Source organism: Arthrobacter zhaoxinii (assembly GCF_024385505.1).
Lineage (GTDB): Bacteria > Actinomycetota > Actinomycetes > Actinomycetales > Micrococcaceae > Arthrobacter_B > Arthrobacter_B zhaoxinii.
Genome location: NZ_JANFLT010000001.1, coordinates 377,616 through 393,736, shown reverse-complemented (window position 1 = coordinate 393,736; position 16,121 = coordinate 377,616). Strand labels below are relative to the sequence as shown.

The 16,121-nt window shown below is 67.5% G+C and carries 13 protein-coding genes; all 13 read left to right on the top strand.

What is annotated here, in order from left to right:
• Window positions 1-52 precede the first annotated feature (52 nt).
• The gene (gene glmS, locus NNX37_RS01760; RefSeq protein WP_255790467.1) at window positions 53-1,939 is read left to right on the top strand and encodes a glutamine--fructose-6-phosphate transaminase (isomerizing); all 1,887 of its coding nucleotides are present in this window, start codon (window positions 53-55) and stop codon (window positions 1,937-1,939) included.
• A 13-nt stretch (window positions 1,940-1,952) separates the two neighbouring features.
• Window positions 1,953-2,303, top strand: coding sequence for a holo-ACP synthase (locus NNX37_RS01755; protein ID WP_255790466.1), 351 nt, complete (start codon window positions 1,953-1,955; stop codon window positions 2,301-2,303).
• Between the two features lie 10 nt (window positions 2,304-2,313).
• On the top strand, window positions 2,314-3,846 hold the full coding sequence (locus tag NNX37_RS01750; RefSeq protein ID WP_255790462.1) for an NAD(P)H-hydrate epimerase: 1,533 nt from the start codon (window positions 2,314-2,316) through the stop codon (window positions 3,844-3,846).
• Window positions 3,847-3,920: 74 nt separating this feature from the next.
• Entirely contained in the window at window positions 3,921-6,101 is a 2,181-nt protein-coding gene (gene glgX / locus NNX37_RS01745) for a glycogen debranching protein GlgX (RefSeq protein ID WP_255790461.1), read from the top strand.
• Window positions 6,098-8,428 carry a malto-oligosyltrehalose synthase gene (treY, locus tag NNX37_RS01740; RefSeq protein ID WP_255790460.1) on the top strand — a complete coding sequence of 777 codons (2,331 nt, stop codon included), beginning with the start codon at window positions 6,098-6,100 and terminating at the stop codon, window positions 8,426-8,428. Before glgX ends, treY begins: the two co-directional genes overlap by 4 nt.
• Window positions 8,425-10,167: a malto-oligosyltrehalose trehalohydrolase gene (gene treZ / locus NNX37_RS01735; RefSeq protein ID WP_255790458.1), complete on the top strand. Its 1,743-nt coding sequence runs from the start codon at window positions 8,425-8,427 to the stop codon at window positions 10,165-10,167. Before treY ends, treZ begins: the two co-directional genes overlap by 4 nt.
• 132 nt (window positions 10,168-10,299) lie before the next feature.
• Window positions 10,300-11,346: an L-glyceraldehyde 3-phosphate reductase gene (mgrA, locus tag NNX37_RS01730; RefSeq protein ID WP_255790457.1), complete on the top strand. Its 1,047-nt coding sequence runs from the start codon at window positions 10,300-10,302 to the stop codon at window positions 11,344-11,346.
• Complete coding sequence (locus tag NNX37_RS01725; RefSeq protein ID WP_255790455.1) at window positions 11,347-11,871, top strand: GNAT family N-acetyltransferase; 525 nt, start codon at window positions 11,347-11,349, stop codon at window positions 11,869-11,871.
• Window positions 11,868-13,148 (top strand): alanine racemase, encoded by a 1,281-nt coding sequence (alr, locus tag NNX37_RS01720; protein ID WP_255790454.1) that lies wholly within the window; start codon window positions 11,868-11,870, stop codon window positions 13,146-13,148. The genes NNX37_RS01725 and alr overlap by 4 nt, the downstream gene beginning before the upstream one ends.
• Complete coding sequence (gene tsaE / locus NNX37_RS01715) at window positions 13,145-13,723, top strand: tRNA (adenosine(37)-N6)-threonylcarbamoyltransferase complex ATPase subunit type 1 TsaE (RefSeq protein WP_255790451.1); 579 nt, start codon at window positions 13,145-13,147, stop codon at window positions 13,721-13,723. Before alr ends, tsaE begins: the two co-directional genes overlap by 4 nt.
• A gap of 69 nt (window positions 13,724-13,792) precedes the next feature.
• A complete protein-coding gene (gene tsaB, locus NNX37_RS01710; protein ID WP_255790448.1) occupies window positions 13,793-14,461 on the top strand; it encodes a tRNA (adenosine(37)-N6)-threonylcarbamoyltransferase complex dimerization subunit type 1 TsaB in 669 nt (222 codons plus the stop codon).
• 29 nt (window positions 14,462-14,490) lie between these two features.
• Window positions 14,491-14,976, top strand: coding sequence for a ribosomal protein S18-alanine N-acetyltransferase (rimI, locus tag NNX37_RS01705; protein ID WP_255790896.1), 486 nt, complete (start codon window positions 14,491-14,493; stop codon window positions 14,974-14,976).
• Window positions 14,973-16,055: a tRNA (adenosine(37)-N6)-threonylcarbamoyltransferase complex transferase subunit TsaD gene (gene tsaD, locus NNX37_RS01700; RefSeq protein WP_255790446.1), complete on the top strand. Its 1,083-nt coding sequence runs from the start codon at window positions 14,973-14,975 to the stop codon at window positions 16,053-16,055. The genes rimI and tsaD overlap by 4 nt, the downstream gene beginning before the upstream one ends.
• The last annotated feature ends 66 nt before the right edge of the window (window positions 16,056-16,121 follow it).

The window sequence follows — 16,121 nt, the reverse complement described above, 5'->3', positions numbered from 1 at the left end:
AGGAGATGCCGTACTTTCTGCATCCTGTCCGCAGGCCGGTACTCTTAGTGCTATGTGTGGAATTATTGGATATGCAGGCCGTCCGGGCGCCGTCCCAGGTATTGGCGCAGGCGGGCACGGAGCCCTCGACGTAGTGATGGAAGGCCTTCGGCGGCTGGAATACCGGGGCTATGACTCAGCCGGTATCGCCGTCCTTACCCCGCTCGGCATTGAATACCGCAAGAAGTCGGGCAAGCTGGCCAACCTGGTGGCCGAACTGGAATCGGCACCGCTGACCCCTGCCACCACCGGCATCGGGCACACCCGGTGGGCCACGCACGGCGGCCCCACCGACGAAAACGCCCACCCGCACCTGGCGGACAACGGCCGCCTGGCCGTGATCCACAACGGCATCATCGAGAACTTCGCCGAGCTCAAGGCGGAACTGCTGGACGCCGGCACGGTCTTTGTATCCGAAACCGACACCGAGGTGGCCGCAGCGCTGCTGGCCTCCGTTTACCGCGGCGAAGGCGACGCGGATCTGGCAAAGTCCATGCAGCTCGCCTGCCAGCAGCTCGAGGGTGCGTTCACGCTGCTGGCCGTGCATACCGACTCTCCCGGCACCGTGGTTGCCGCCCGCCGCAACTCCCCGCTCGTCGTCGGGCTGGGCGACGGCGAGAACTTCCTGGGCTCGGATGTCTCGGGCTTTATCGACTTCACCCGCCGCGCCGTCGAACTGGGGCAGGACCAGGTAGTCACCATCACCCCTGACTCCGTCCTGATCACCGACTTCTTCGGCGAAGAAGCCGCCGGCACCGAGTTCTATGTGAACTGGGATGCTGCGGCAGCCGAAAAGGGCGGCTACGACTCCTTCATGGAGAAGGAAATCAACGACCAGCCGCAGGCAGTGGGTGACACCCTGCTGGGGCGGTCCGACATTGACGGACGGCTCACCCTCGACGAGCTGCGCGTCAGCCCCGAAGAGCTCAAGAACGTCAACAAGATCATGGTGCTGGCCTGCGGGACCTCCGCCTACGCGGGACAGGTGGCCAAGTACGCCATCGAGCACTGGTGCCGGCTGCCGGTCGAGGTGGAGCTCAGCCACGAGTTCCGTTACCGGGATCCGATCGTCGACTCGAACACGCTGGTCGTGGCGATCTCCCAGTCCGGAGAAACCATGGACACGCTGATGGCGGTCCGCTACGCCAAGGAGCAGGGCGCGAAGATCCTCGCCATCTGCAACACCAACGGTTCCACCATTCCGCGCGAATCGGATGCCGTCCTGTACACGCACGCCGGACCGGAAATCGCCGTCGCCTCCACCAAGGCGTTCCTGGCGCAGATCACTGCCGCCTACCTGCTTGGCCTGTACCTGGCGCAGATCCGCGGCAACAAGTTCCAGGGCGAGATCAAGGACATTCTTGCGGATCTGGGGAAGGTGCCGGAGAAGATCCAGCAGGTGCTGGACAATTCCGGCCAGATCAGGGAACTGGCGCAGCTGATGAAGGACACCAAATCGGTGCTGTTCCTCGGCCGCCACGTCGGCTTCCCGGTGGCCATGGAAGGCGCCCTGAAGCTGAAGGAACTCGCCTACATCCACGCCGAGGGATTCGCCGCCGGCGAGCTCAAGCACGGCCCGATCGCGCTGATCGAGGAAGGCCAGCCCGTGTTCGTGGTGGTCCCCTCACCGCGCGGCCGGGATTCGCTGCACGCCAAGGTGGTCTCCAACATCCAGGAAATCCGTGCCCGCGGCGCCAAGACGATCGTGATCGCAGAAGAGGGCGACGACGCCGTCAAGGCCTACGCCGAGCACATCTTCTACGTGCCGGAAACCCCGACCCTGCTGGCCCCGCTGCTCACCACGGTGCCGCTGCAGATCTTCGCCTGCGAACTGGCCACGGCCAAGGGCTTCGACGTGGACCAGCCGCGTAACCTCGCCAAGTCCGTCACAGTGGAATAAGGAGCGGGATTCGGTGATTATCGGAATCGGCGTCGATGTAGTGGACGTACCGCGGTTCGGCCGTCAGCTGGAACGCACCCCCGGGCTGCGCGCCCGCCTGTTCGCTCCGGCGGAACGTGAGCTGAACCTGCGTTCCCTCGCCGCGCGGTTCGCGGCGAAGGAAGCCGTCGCCAAGGCCCTGGGCGCACCGGCCGGCATGAACTGGCAGCACTGCCAGGTCGTGCTGGATCCCTCCGGTGCCCCGATGCTGCAGATCGACGGAACAGTGGCCGCCGTGGCGGAGGGCAAGGGTGTGCAGACCTGGCACCTGTCGCTCAGCCACGACGGCGACATGGCTACTGCAATGGTCATCGCCGAAGGCTAGGACGAAGCGCATGATCCGTGCGTATACCGGTACCGCGGTCCGCAGGGCCGAAGCCCCGCTGCTGGCCGCAGGCCGCGGCGGGGAACTGATGCGGCGTGCAGCCTACGGGCTGTACGCCGCCACTGCCGCCTCACTGGCGGCCCGGCGCGGCCGGATCTACGGTTCGAGCGTCACCGTGCTTGCCGGCAGCGGCAACAACGGCGGCGATGCGCTGTACGCGGCCGCCCGGCTTGCCCGGCGCGGAGCGGCGGCGACGGCGGTGCTTACGTCTGCCGCAGCCCACCCCGAAGCGCTGGCGGCCTTCCGGGCACAGGGCGGAAAGACCCTCGCCCTTACCGGGTCCAACGCAGCAGCGGTTTCCGGCGCCGCGCTGGCCGCCGACGCCGTGCTCGACGGCGTCCTGGGCACCGGCGGCAGCGGCGGGCTCCGCGGACCCGTCCGGATACTCGCGGAGGCACTGAACGCGGCCCGGCTGCAGGGAAAGGCCCCGCTGGTCGTGGCCTGCGACCTGCCCAGCGGAGTTGATGCCGATTCCGGCCGGGTGGAGGGAACCTGCCTGCAGGCGGACCTCACAGTCACCTTCGGCGCCGTCAAGACGGGACTGCTGGCCGGGCCCGGCGCGGCAGCGGCCGGGGAAATCCACTGCATCGACATCGGGCTCGGCCCGTACCTCGGAACCCCGGACGCCTACCGGCTGCAGGCCGAAGACCTGGCCGGGCTCCTGCCGGTTCCCACCCCCGCGGACCAGAAATACAGCCGCGGCGTCCTCGGTGTAGCCGCCGGCTCGGAGACCTACCCCGGAGCAGCGCTGATGGCCGCGGGAGCAGCCCTCGCCACCGGCGTCGGCATGCTCCGCTACCTGGGACCCGCGGCCGTGGCCCGGCTGATCAACCTGGCGCACCCGGAAGCCGTCTGCAGTACGGACGCGGTCGCGGACATCCACGTCCAGGCCTGGGTTGCCGGACCCGGTGCCGGCAAGGACGAAGACCAGCGCCGCCGGGCCCGGGACGCCATGGCCTCGGGGCTGCCGGCCGTGATCGACGCCGACGCGATCGGCGTCGTCGCACCCGGCCTGCACCCGGCCGTCATCCTGACCCCGCATGCCGGTGAACTCACTGCGCTGCTGCGGTCCCTGGGCGAGGACGCCGACCGCGCGGAGATCGAAGCCGATCCGGTCCGTTACGCCCGCCTGGCAGCCGCACGCACCGGCGCCACCGTCCTGCTCAAGGGGTGGGCCACGCTGGCCGCTGCTCCCACCGGCGAACTGTACAGCCAGGCCGAGGCCACGCCGTGGCTTGCGACGGCGGGAAGCGGCGACACGCTCTCCGGCATCCTGGGCGCACTGCTGGCCACCGACAGGACGCCGGAGACCGAACGGGAACCGGGCCACTACGCCCGCCTGGCGGCAGCTGCAGCCCACCTGCATGGCCGGGCCGGAGCGCTGGCAGCCGCCGACGGTCCGGTTCAGCCGTCACTGCTGGAGCCCCGGATCCGGGCAATTGTTGCGAATCTCACCAAGCAGTCGCACCGCAAATTCAAGTAAGCTCCAACTCTGGGGTAAAAAAGTAAGTAGACATATCAATTACGTGTTGTCAGGGAACTAGTCAGGAGCACTACATGGAAGTTTGGCCGGGAGATGCCTATCCGCTGGGCGCAACCTACGACGGAAACGGCACCAACTTCGCGCTTTACAGCGAGGTGGCAGATTCCGTAATCCTGTGCCTGTTCGATGAGGACGGCACCGAGCACCAGGTCCGCCTGACCGAGGTCGACGGGTATGTCTGGCACTGCTACCTGCCGCAGGTCATGCCGGGGCAGAAGTACGGTTACCGCGTGGACGGGCCGAACGATCCGGAGAACGGCAACCGGTGCAACCCGAACAAGCTGCTGCTGGACCCCTACGCCAAGGCCGTTGCCGGCGAGATCGACTGGGACCAGGCGCTGTTCGGCTACAACTTCGGCGACGAACACTCACGCAATGACGAGGACTCCGCCCCGCACATGATGATGGGCGTCGTCATCAACCCGTTCTTCGACTGGGACGGGGACCGGAAGCCGAAGATCCCGTACCACCAGACCGTGATCTACGAAGCGCACGTCAAGGGCCTCACGGAAACGCACCCCGACGTGCCCGAGGACCAGCGCGGCACCTATGCCGGCGTTGCCCACCCCTCCGTGATCGCACACCTGCAGAAGCTCGGGATCACCGCGATCGAACTGATGCCCGTGCACCAGTTCGTCAACGACTCCACCCTGCAGGAAAAGGGGCTGTCGAACTACTGGGGCTACAACACCATCGGCTTCTTCGCCCCGCACAACACCTACAGCGCCACCGGCGACCAGGGCCAGCAGGTCCAGGAGTTCAAGGCCATGGTCCGTGCGCTGCACCTCGCCGGCATCGAAGTGATCCTCGACGTGGTCTACAACCACACCGCCGAGGGCAACCACATGGGTCCGACGCTGTCCTTCCGCGGCATCGACAACGCGTCCTACTACCGGCTGGTGGAAGACGACAAGAAGTACTACATGGACTACACCGGCACGGGCAACTCCCTCAATGTCGGCAACCCGCACTCCCTGCAGCTGCTGATGGACTCCCTGCGGTACTGGGTCACCGAAATGCACGTCGACGGTTTCCGCTTCGACCTGGCCTCGACGCTGGCCCGCGAGTTCTACGACGTCGACCGCCTCTCCGCCTTCTTCGAACTGGTGCAGCAGGACCCGGTAGTTTCCCAGGTCAAGCTGATCGCCGAGCCGTGGGACGTTGGACCCGGCGGCTACCAGGTGGGCAACTTCCCCCCGCAGTGGACCGAATGGAACGGCAAGTACCGGGACACCGTCCGCGATTTCTGGCGCGGAGAACCCTCCACGCTGGGCGAATTCGCGTCCCGCATCACCGGCTCGGCCGACCTGTATGAGTCCTCGGCCCGCCGCCCCGTGGCGTCCATCAACTTCGTCACCGCCCACGACGGCTTCACGATGCATGACCTCGTGTCCTACAACGAGAAGCACAACGATGCCAACGGCGAGGACAACAACGACGGCGAGTCCCACAACCGCTCCTGGAACTGCGGTGTTGAGGGCCCCACGGATGATCCTTCGGTCCTGTCCCTGCGGGCACGCCAGCAGCGCAACTTCCTCGCCACACTGCTGCTTTCGCAGGGCGTGCCGATGATCGCCCACGGCGATGAGCTGGGCCGGACGCAGCAGGGCAACAACAACACCTATGCGCAGGACTCCGAGCTGAGCTGGATCAACTGGGAGACCATGGATGCGCCGCTCCTGGAATTCACCGCAGCGGTCAACACCCTGCGCGCCGAACACCCCACGTTCCGCCGCCGCCGCTTCTTCGACGGCCGCCCGGTCCGACGGGGCGAGGGCGAGGCACTGCCGGACATCGTCTGGCTGAACGAGGACGGCTCCACCATGTCCCCGGATGACTGGGACACCCCGGTCAGCCGTTCCCTGGGCGTGTTCCTGAACGGCCAGGGCATTTCCGGCAAGGACGCACGTGGACAGCGCATCACGGACCTGAACTTCCTGCTGTACTTCAACGCGCACGACGAAGCAGTGAAGATCACCCTTCCGGCCAAGGAATACGCCCCGATGTGGGACACGGTCATCGACACCGCCGGTGAATACGCGGACTCCGAGCCGGTTGCCGCTGACGCGCAGATGACCGTCGCTGCCAAGTCGATGGTGGTCCTGCGGGCACACGCAGAGGAAGAGGAGCACGACCACTCCGTGGCGGCGTCACTTGCTGCCATGGCAGCCCAGAACACAGAGGCTGCTGAATGAGGACACCGCTCTCCACGTACCGCCTCCAGATCCGTCCGTCCTTCACCCTGTTCGACGCCGCGGAGCTGGTGCCGTACCTGGCCGAGCTCGGCGTGGACTGGGTCTACCTTTCACCCATCCTCACGGCGGAAGCGGGATCGGACCACGGCTACGACGTCACCGATCCCTCAGCCGTCGACCCGACCCGCGGCGGAGCGGAGGGGCTGAAGGCCCTCTCCGACGCCGCCCACGCGGCAGGCCTTGGCGTGCTGGTGGATATTGTGCCCAACCACATGGGCATTGCCACCCCGTTCCGGAATCCGTGGTGGTGGTCCGTGCTGGCCGAAGGCCGCAGCTCCCGGTATGCCGAGGCCTTCGACATTGACTGGGATGCCGGGAACGGGAAGCTGCGGCTGCCGGTCCTGGGCGACGGCGACAATGAGCTCGAGCAGCTCAAGCTGGCGGGCAACGAACTGCACTACTTTGACCACCGGTTCCCGGTGGCCGAAGGCACTGCCTCGGAGGGGGACAGCGCGCAGGACGTGCACGCCCGCCAGTCCTACGAACTGGTGAACTGGCGCCGTGCCGACAATGAGCTGAACTACCGCCGGTTCTTCGGGGTCAACACCCTGGCCGGCATCCGCGTGGAAGAGCCCTGGGTCTTTGACGAGGCACACGCCGAAATCAAGCGCTGGTTCGACGAAGGCCTCGTGGACGGCCTGCGCATCGACCATCCGGACGGCCTCGCCGATCCCAAGGGCTACCTTGCCCGGCTGCGCGAGATCACCGGCGGCGCGTACATCCTCGTGGAAAAGATCCTGGAACCGGGCGAAAAGCTCGCCGCGGACTGGGAAACCGAAGGCACCACCGGCTACGACGCGCTGGCCGACATTGACCGGTTGTTCGTGGACCCGGCGGGCAGTGACACGCTGACCGCACTGGTGCCGATGGAACCGTACGCACAGATGATCCACGGCACCAAGCGGGTCATCGCGGACAACCTGCTGCACTCCGAGGTGCAGCGCCTCGTGCGCCTGCTCCCGGCGGACAGCGGGCTGGACCCGGAAACGGCTGCAGATGCGCTCGCGGAGCTGCTGGCCTGCTTCCCGGTCTACCGCAGCTACCTGCCCGAAGGCGCCGGGTACCTGACCGACGCCGTGATTGCGGCCAAGGTCCACCGCCCTGATCTCGCAGCCGCGCTGGATCGCCTGCATGGGCTGCTGAACCCGCTGGTGGACGGAGAAACCGAGGTTTCCCTTTCCCGCCTGGGCGAGCTCGCGGTCCGTTTCCAGCAGACCTCCGGCATGGTGATGGCCAAGGGCGTCGAGGACACGGCGTTCTACCGTTACTCCCGCCTGACGTCCCTGAACGAGGTGGGCGCCGACCCGGCGCACTTCTCGGTGGCGCCGTTTGACATGCACACGCGCCTGATCCGCCGGCAGCTGGAACAGCCGGCAGCCATGACGGCCCTGACCACGCATGACACCAAGCGCAGCGAGGACACCCGCGCCCGGATCTCCGTACTCGCGGAAATCCCGGGGGAGTGGAGCGAGGCGTTCACGCGCCTCGACGCCCTGGCTCCGATGAATGACGGGCCGATGGCGAACCTGCTCTGGCAGACCTTCGTCGGGGCCTGGCCGCTGAGCCGGGAACGTGCACACGCCTACGCCGAGAAGGCCGCCCGCGAAGCCTCCAGCAGCACCACCTGGACGGCTCCCAACGCCGAATTCGAAGAGCGGATGCATGCAGCCATTGATGCGGCGTTCGACAATCCGGACGTCAATGCGGTGATCACCGCACTGGTGGAACGGATCCGCGAAGCCGGGTACAGCAATTCACTGTCGGCAAAGCTCCTGCAGCTGACCATGCCCGGCGTACCCGACGTCTACCAGGGCACGGAATTCTGGGACCGTTCGCTCGTGGACCCGGACAACCGCCGCGAGGTGGACTTTGCCCGCCGCCGCGAGGTGGCGGCGTCGTTCGCCGATGCCGGTGCCCCCGCAGTGGACGAGGATGCGGCAGCGAAGCTGCTGGTCACCACCCGTGCGCTGCAGCTCAAGCACGGCCGGCCCGAGCTGTTCACGGGGTACGTTCCCGTAGCGGTGGAAGGATCCGCGGCTGAACACCTCTTCGGGTTTGACCGCGGCGGTGCGGTAACGCTGGTGACCCGTCTTCCGCTGGGGCTTGAGCGCGACGGCGGATGGCAGGACACCGCCGTCGTCCTGGCACCGGGCACCTACCGCGACGTGGTTACCGGAAAAACGCACGACAGCAGCGGCCGGGTGGCAGCTGCAGATCTGTTCGGCACCTATCCGGTGGCCCTGCTTGTTCGGGAGGACGGCAAATGAGGACCAACTTCGATGTATGGGCACCCAAGGCCGGCACCGTAACGCTGCTGGCCGACGGCCGGCACCTGTCGATGACCCGGGGCGAAAACGGCTGGTGGCACGTCCAGCACGCCGAACTCACCGAGGACATTGACTACGGCTACCTCATTGACGGCGCCGAGACCCCCGTGCCGGACCCCCGGTCCCGGCGGCAGCCCGAGGGTGTGCACGCACTTTCGCGCACCTTCGATCCCGATCTGTACCAGTGGCACGACTCCGATTGGGTCTCCCCGGGCCTCGACGGCAGCGCGATCTACGAAATGCACGTGGGCACCTTCACCCCGGAAGGAACCCTGGACGCAGCCATCGGCCGGCTGGACTACCTGGTGGACCTGGGGGTCCGCTTTGTCGAACTGCTGCCGGTCAACGCGTTCAACGGAACCCACAACTGGGGCTACGACGGTGTGCTCTGGTACGCCGTGCAGGAAACCTACGGCGGTCCCGAGGCCTACCAGCGCTTCGTGGACGCGGCCCACCGGGCCGGCCTAGGCGTCATTCAGGACGTGGTCTACAACCACCTGGGCCCCAGCGGCAACTACCTCCCGATGTTCGGCCCCTACCTCACCGAGGGAAAGTCGAACACCTGGGGGGACTCGGTCAACCTGGACGGCCCGCTCTCCGACGTCGTCCGCGAGTACATCGTGGACAACGTCCTGATGTGGTTCCGCGACTACCACGTGGACGGACTGCGGCTGGATGCGGTGCACGCCCTGCACGACGAACGGGCAGTGCACATCCTCGAAGAGATGGCCGCCGCGACGGACGAATGCGCCGAAGCCCTGGGCAAGCCGCTGTTCCTGATCGCGGAGTCGGACCTGAACAACCCCCGGCTCATCACCCCGCGGAACGTCAACGGCTACGGCCTTGCGGGCCAGTGGTCCGATGACTTCCACCATGCCGCCCACACCAACCTCACCGGTGAAAACGGCGGCTACTACGAGGACTTCGACTCGGTTGGTGCGTTGGCGAAGGTCCTGCAGGAAGGGTTCTTCCACAACGGAACGTTCTCCTCCTTCAGGGAACGCGGCCACGGCCGTCCCCTGGACAAGGAGGTGGTGACCGCACGCCAGCTGGTCACCGCCATCCAGAACCACGACCAGATCGGCAACCGGGCCGCCGGCGACCGGCTCAGCGCGACCCTGGGGTACGAGCAGCTCGCCCTCGGCGCGGTGCTGAGCCTGGCCTCGCCGTTTACCCCCATGCTGTTTATGGGCGAGGAGTTCGGGGCGTCCACGCCCTGGCAGTTCTTCACGTCCCATCCGGAACCCGAGCTGGGCAAGGCCACGGCCGAGGGCCGACTGAAGGAATTCGAGCGGATGGGCTGGGATCCGGCCACGGTTCCCAATCCTCAGGATCCCACGACGTTCACCAACTCGAAGCTGGACTGGTCCGAGGCGGAAGAGGGGGACCACGGGCGGCTGCTGGACCTGTACCGCAGGCTCCTGACGCTGCGCCGGGAAACCCCCGACCTGATGGACCCGGACCTGCGCAACGTCCGCGTGGACTATGACGAAGCGAGCCGCTGGCTGGTCCTGCAGCGCGGTTCCACGGCTGTGGCGCTGAACTTTGCCGACGCCCCGCGCGAGGTGCCGCTTCCGTTCGGCAGGCGGCCGGACGTACTGCTCGAGACCGCTCCGGTGGAACTCGATGGCGATGCCGTGCAGATCCCCGCGTATGGTGCGGCGATTCTGGCCGGATAGCAAACCCCGGCCTGCCGCTGCAGCCGGCACCCGCAGGTAACTGCGGGTGCCGGCTGCAGCGGCTTAAGCGGGCCCCGGAGCAGGAGAAGGGCACGGCGACGTGAGCCCCGCAACAGTGGCAGTATGGTGCCCATGACTTATGTTGCTGCAGACAACCGATACGAATCCATGCCCTACCGCCGCGTCGGACAGAGCGGACTCCAGCTGCCGGCGGTCTCACTGGGGCTGTGGCACAACTTTGGTGATGACAAGCCCTTCGAAACCCAGCGGGCCATCCTTCGCCGCGCGTTCGACCTCGGTGTCACCCACTTCGATCTGGCCAACAACTACGGCCCGCCCTACGGCTCCGCCGAAACCAACTTCGGCCGGCACTTCCGGGACGACTTCCGTCCGTACCGCGACCAGCTGGTGATTTCCAGCAAGGCCGGATACGACATGTGGCCGGGCCCCTACGGAAACTGGGGATCCCGCAAGTACCTGCTTTCCTCCCTGGACCAGTCCCTGGAACGCATGGGCCTGGATTACGTGGACATCTTCTACAGCCACCGCCCGGATCCGGAGACCCCGCTGGAGGAAACCATGGGCGCCCTGGACACTGCTGTGCGCTCCGGCCGCGCACTCTACGCGGGCATCTCCTCCTACTCGCCGGAAAAGACCATCGAGGCGGCCCGGATCCTGCGTGAAATGGGCACCCCGCTGCTCATCCACCAGCCGTCCTATTCCATGCTCAACCGCTGGGTGGAGGACGGGGAACCGGATCTGTTCGCGGCACTGCAGGAAGTAGGCGCCGGATCCATTGCCTTCTCGCCGCTGGCCCAGGGCCTGCTCACCAACAAGTACCTCAACGGTGTGCCGGAAGACTCCCGCGCCGCCGCCGGCAAGTCCCTGGACCAGTCCCAGCTTTCGGAGGAAAACCTGGAACGGGTCCGCGGGCTCAACCGCATTGCCGAATCCCGCGGCCAGAGCCTGGCCCAGATGGCCATCGCCTGGGTCCTGCGCACCCGGCCCGACGGCGCGTCCATCACGTCCGCCCTCATCGGCGCCTCCAGCGTGAAGCAGCTGGAGGACTCGCTGGCGGCAGTGAACAACCTGGAGTTCACCGCGGATGAACTGCGCCGGATCGACGAATACGCCGTCGACTCCAAGATCAACCTGTGGGCAGCAGCCCTCGAGGCGTAAATGGCCGCACTGACCATCCGGGAGGCCCGGCCGGCTGACTGGCCGGGCATCTGGAGCCTGATGGAACCCATCGTGCGCGCCGGGGAAACCTACTGCTGGGACACCGATACCACCGAGGAGCAGGCCCGGCAGCTGTGGCTGGAGCCTGCCCCTACGGTGGTGTTCGTGGCCAAGAAGGACGGAGCGGTGGCAGGCACCGCCCAGCTGCACCCCAACAGGTCCGGCAACGGCAGCCACGTAGCCAACGCGTCCTTTATGACCGCCGCCGAGTTCAGCGGACAGGGCATCGCCAGGGCCCTGGCCGAACACGTCCTGGACGAGGCTGCGCGCCGGGGCTACCGGTCCATGCAGTTCAATGCCGTGGTGGAAACCAACACGCGGGCGGTGAAGCTCTGGCAGTCCCTGGGGTTTTCCCTCCTTGCCACGGTGCCCGGGGCCTTCCGGCATCCAACCGAGGGGTTCACCGGGCTGCACATCATGTACCGCACCCTGGAGGCTGGCAGGAGTGAAACAATAGGGTCGTGAACTACCCTGAATTCCCGGCGCCGGCCGAGCGTACTGCCGTTATCGACCTGGCTGCCATCCGGCATAATGTCCGTCATCTGTCCCATGTGGTTAGTCCCGCCCGCGTCATGGCAGTAGTCAAGGCCGATGCATACGGGCACGGTGCGGTGGAGACCGCGCGGGCCGCGGTCTCCGCCGGGGCGGCCTGGCTCGGAGTCGCCCATATCAGCGAAGCGCTGGCGCTCCGGACCGCCGGCATCACCGAACCCGTACTCGCCTGGCTGCATACCCGTGAGGCGGAATTCGGTGAAGCCATCCGGGCCAACGTGGATCTGGGGGTTTCCGGCTGGGATCTGGAAGAGGTGGTCGCGGCCGCCCGGGAACTGGAAATGCCGGCCCGCGTACACCTGAAGATCGACACCGGACTGGGCCGCAACGGCTGCCCGGAAGACCTCTGGGAAGCCTTCGTCGGCAGGGCGCTGGCCTACCAGGAGGAAGGCCTCCTGCGGGTTGTGGGGATCTTCTCCCACTTTGCCGTAGCGGATGAACCACACCGTCCGGAAACCGATGAGCAGCTGCAGAAGTTCCGTGAGGCTGTCGCCGTCGCCGAAGACGCAGGTGTGGACCGCGAGGTGCGGCATATCGCGAACACTCCCGGAGCCCTCTCCCGTCCCGATGCGCACTTTGACCTGGTCCGGATCGGACTGGGCATCTACGGGCTCTCGCCCTTTGCAGGACAGACCTCGGCGGAACTGGGCCTGCGGCCGGCCATGACGGTGAAGACCACCATCGCGGCCTGCAAGGAAGTACCTGCCGACCAGGGTGTTTCCTATGGCCTGCATTACCGGACCCAGGAGCCCACAACCCTGGCCCTCATCCCGCTGGGGTACGCCGACGGTATCCCGCGCGTCGCCACCGGCGGTCCCGTGCAGGTGGACGGGCAGGTGTACCCGGTGGTGGGACGCGTCGCCATGGACCAAATGGTGATTGACCTGCACCGGACCGGCATCGCCGGCACCCCGGACTCGCTCGTGGGACGGGAAGCCGTCCTCTTCGGCGGCGAGGGCCAGCCAAGCGTCGATGAGTGGGCCTCCGCCGCCGGCAGCATCAACTACGAGATCATCAGCAGGATCGGCGGCCGCGTGCCGCGCACCTACATCGACAGCGATCCGCGGTCCACGGAGGGCGACGCCGAGGCGCTGCCCATTGCTTTGGAGGCGGCGCCGGAAAGCACTACGGCCCCGGAAGGCGCCACAGACCCGGAGACGCACGCGGCACAGGCGGTAGAGGCCCCGTGACGGGCACGGACACGCCAGTATGGGAAGCGGAATACCGCACGTCCGGCGCCGAAGAAACCCAGGCGCTCGCCGAACGGCTCGGTCGCGTCCTGCGTCGGGGGGACCTGCTGCTGCTCACCGGTGAACTCGGCGCCGGCAAGACCACCTTCACCCAGGGGCTCGGCGCCGGACTCGGTGTGCGTCCGGGCATCATCTCGCCCACCTTCGTCCTGGTCCGCGAGCACCCGAACCTGGGCGACGGACCTGACCTCATCCACGTGGATGCCTACCGGCTGGGCTCCGAAGGCGAAGTCGACGACATTGACCTCGAGGCCTCCATGGACCGTTCCGTCACCGTGGTCGAATGGGGCCGGGGGCTGGTGGAGCACCTCTCCGACAGCCGGCTGGAAATCACCCTGATCCGTGCCGTCGGGGGCGGTCCGGGAACAGCCACCGGGACCGGCTCGCGTGACACCGGGACGGCCCCGTCCACGGACTTCTCCACTGACTTCTCCGCCGAAGACACCGACGAGGACCGCACCATCCGGCTGGCCGGCTTCGGCCCGCGCTGGCAGCAGGCCCCGGACCTGGGCTGACAGGCCGGGGGCTGCGGCGGCGGGGCCCGGGGGAAACCGTCCCGCGGGCAGCGCCGTAGAATAGGAACCGTGCTGATTCTCTCCATTGATACCTCCGCCATAGCCAGTGCGGCACTGCTCAACGGGGAGTCAGAGGTCCTGGCCTCCTTCGCCAGCGAAGACACCCGCTCCCATGCCGAAGTCCTCGCCCCCGCCATCGCCGGCCTGCTGGCCGACGCAGGGGTTGCCGGACCGGACCTGGACGCCCTCGTTGTGGGGGTTGGACCCGGTCCCTTCACCGGGCTGCGCGCCGGGATCGCCACCGCGCGGACCCTGGCCTTCGCGTGGGACAAGCCGCTGCACGGAGTGATGAGCCTGGATGCCATTGCCGTGGACGCTGCCCTGGATGCGTGGCGCCACGGCATCGACGAGTTCGCCGTCGCCACCGATGCCCGCCGCAAAGAGGTCTACTGGGCTGCCTACCGCAGCACCGGCGGCACCCCCGAACTGCTGGACGGCCCGCACGTGACGGACCCCGCTGGAGTCCCCGCACTCCCCGTCTACGGAGCAGGGGCCGGCCTGTACCCCGAAGCCCTGCACACGGTGGAGGGTTTCGCCGATGCGCAGCCCACCGCCGCCGCACTGGGACGCACCGCCGTCGTCCGCCTGGTGCGGGGACTGCCGCTGCTGCCCAGCACCCCGCTGTACCTGCGCGAGTCCGATGCCAAGGTTCCCGGCCCGCGGAAGCGTGCCCTGTGACCACCCCCGGAACCGTGCGCATCCGGCGGATGGGCGCCGAGGATATTCCCGCGGTCGATGCCCTGGAACGGCGGCTGTTTCCCGTCGATGCGTGGCCACTGCAGATGTTCCATGACGAGCTGGCGCAGTCGGACACCCGGTCCTACTACGTGGCGGTGGACCCGGCCGGAACCGTCATCGGTTATGCCGGCCTGATGTGCGTGCTGCCGATCGCGGATGTCCAGACCATTGCCGTCGTCCCCGAAAGCGAAGGCGCAGGCATCGGCTCGCGGCTGCTCACCACCTTGGTGGACGAGGCGAAGCAGCGCGGCGCCGAGGACGTGCTCCTGGAAGTCCGGGACGACAACCCCCGCGCGCAGCGGCTGTACCGCTGGTTCGGCTTTGAACAGATCCACGTCCGGCCGCGCTATTACCGCGACGGCGCCTCCGCGCTGATCATGCGCCTGCCCCTGGCCGGGTGGTCCGGCGCTCCGACGGCGGCCGGGACCGCAACAGAAACGAAGGACAGTAAATGAACCGCACCGACCCCCTGGTGCTCGGCATCGAATCCTCCTGCGACGAGACCGGGATCGGCATTGTCCGGGGGACCGACCTGCTGACCAACACGGTGTCCTCCTCCATGGACGAACACGTCCGCTTCGGGGGCGTCATCCCCGAGATCGCCTCCCGCGCGCACCTCGATGCGATGGTCCCGGCCCTGCAGGCGGCGCTGGCCGAAGCAGGAGTGACCCTGGCGGAGCTGGACGCGATTGCGGTGACCTCCGGCCCCGGGCTGTCCGGGGCACTGATGGTGGGGGTCAGCGCCGCCAAAGCCCTGGCCCTGGCCACCGGGAAGCCGCTCTATGCGATCAACCACCTGGTGGCGCACGTAGGCGTGGGCGTACTCGACGGCGGCGAGCTGCCGGAGAACCTCGGTGCGCTGCTGGTCTCCGGCGGACATACCGAGATCCTGCGCGTGGCGGACCTGACTTCCGACGTGGAACTGCTCGGTTCCACCATTGACGACGCCGCGGGCGAGGCCTATGACAAGGTGGCCCGCATCCTCGGGCTGGGCTACCCCGGCGGACCGGCCATCGACCGGCTGGCACGCGAGGGCAACCCCAAGGCCATCCGGTTCCCGCGCGGACTGACCCAGCCCAAATACATGGGCACCGCCGAAGCGCCGGGCCCGCACCGCTACGACTGGTCCTTCTCCGGCCTCAAGACCGCCGTGGCCCGCTGCGTGGAGCAGTACGAGGCGGCAGGGCAGGAGCTGCCCGTGGCGGACATTGCCGCGTCCTTCCAGGAAGCCGTGGTGGACGTGATTACGGCCAAGGCGGTGCTGGCCTGCACCGAGCACGGTATTACCAACCTGCTCCTCGGCGGCGGAGTGGCCGCGAACTCGCGGCTGCGGGAGCTGACCGGTGAGCGCTGCGCCGCGGCGGGCATCACGCTCCGCGTGCCGCCGATCTCCCTGTGCACGGACAACGGCGCCATGGTCGCGGCGCTGGGCGCGCAGGTGGTTATGGCCGGCGGCGAACCTTCGGGGATCGGCTTCGGCACGGACCCGTCACTGCCGGTCACCAGCATCCACCTCGCTGCAGCCCCGGCCTAGCCCGGCCTCATACAGAGAAGGGCCCGCGGCGATGGTTCGCCGGGGCCCTTCTCTGTATGCGGCGGC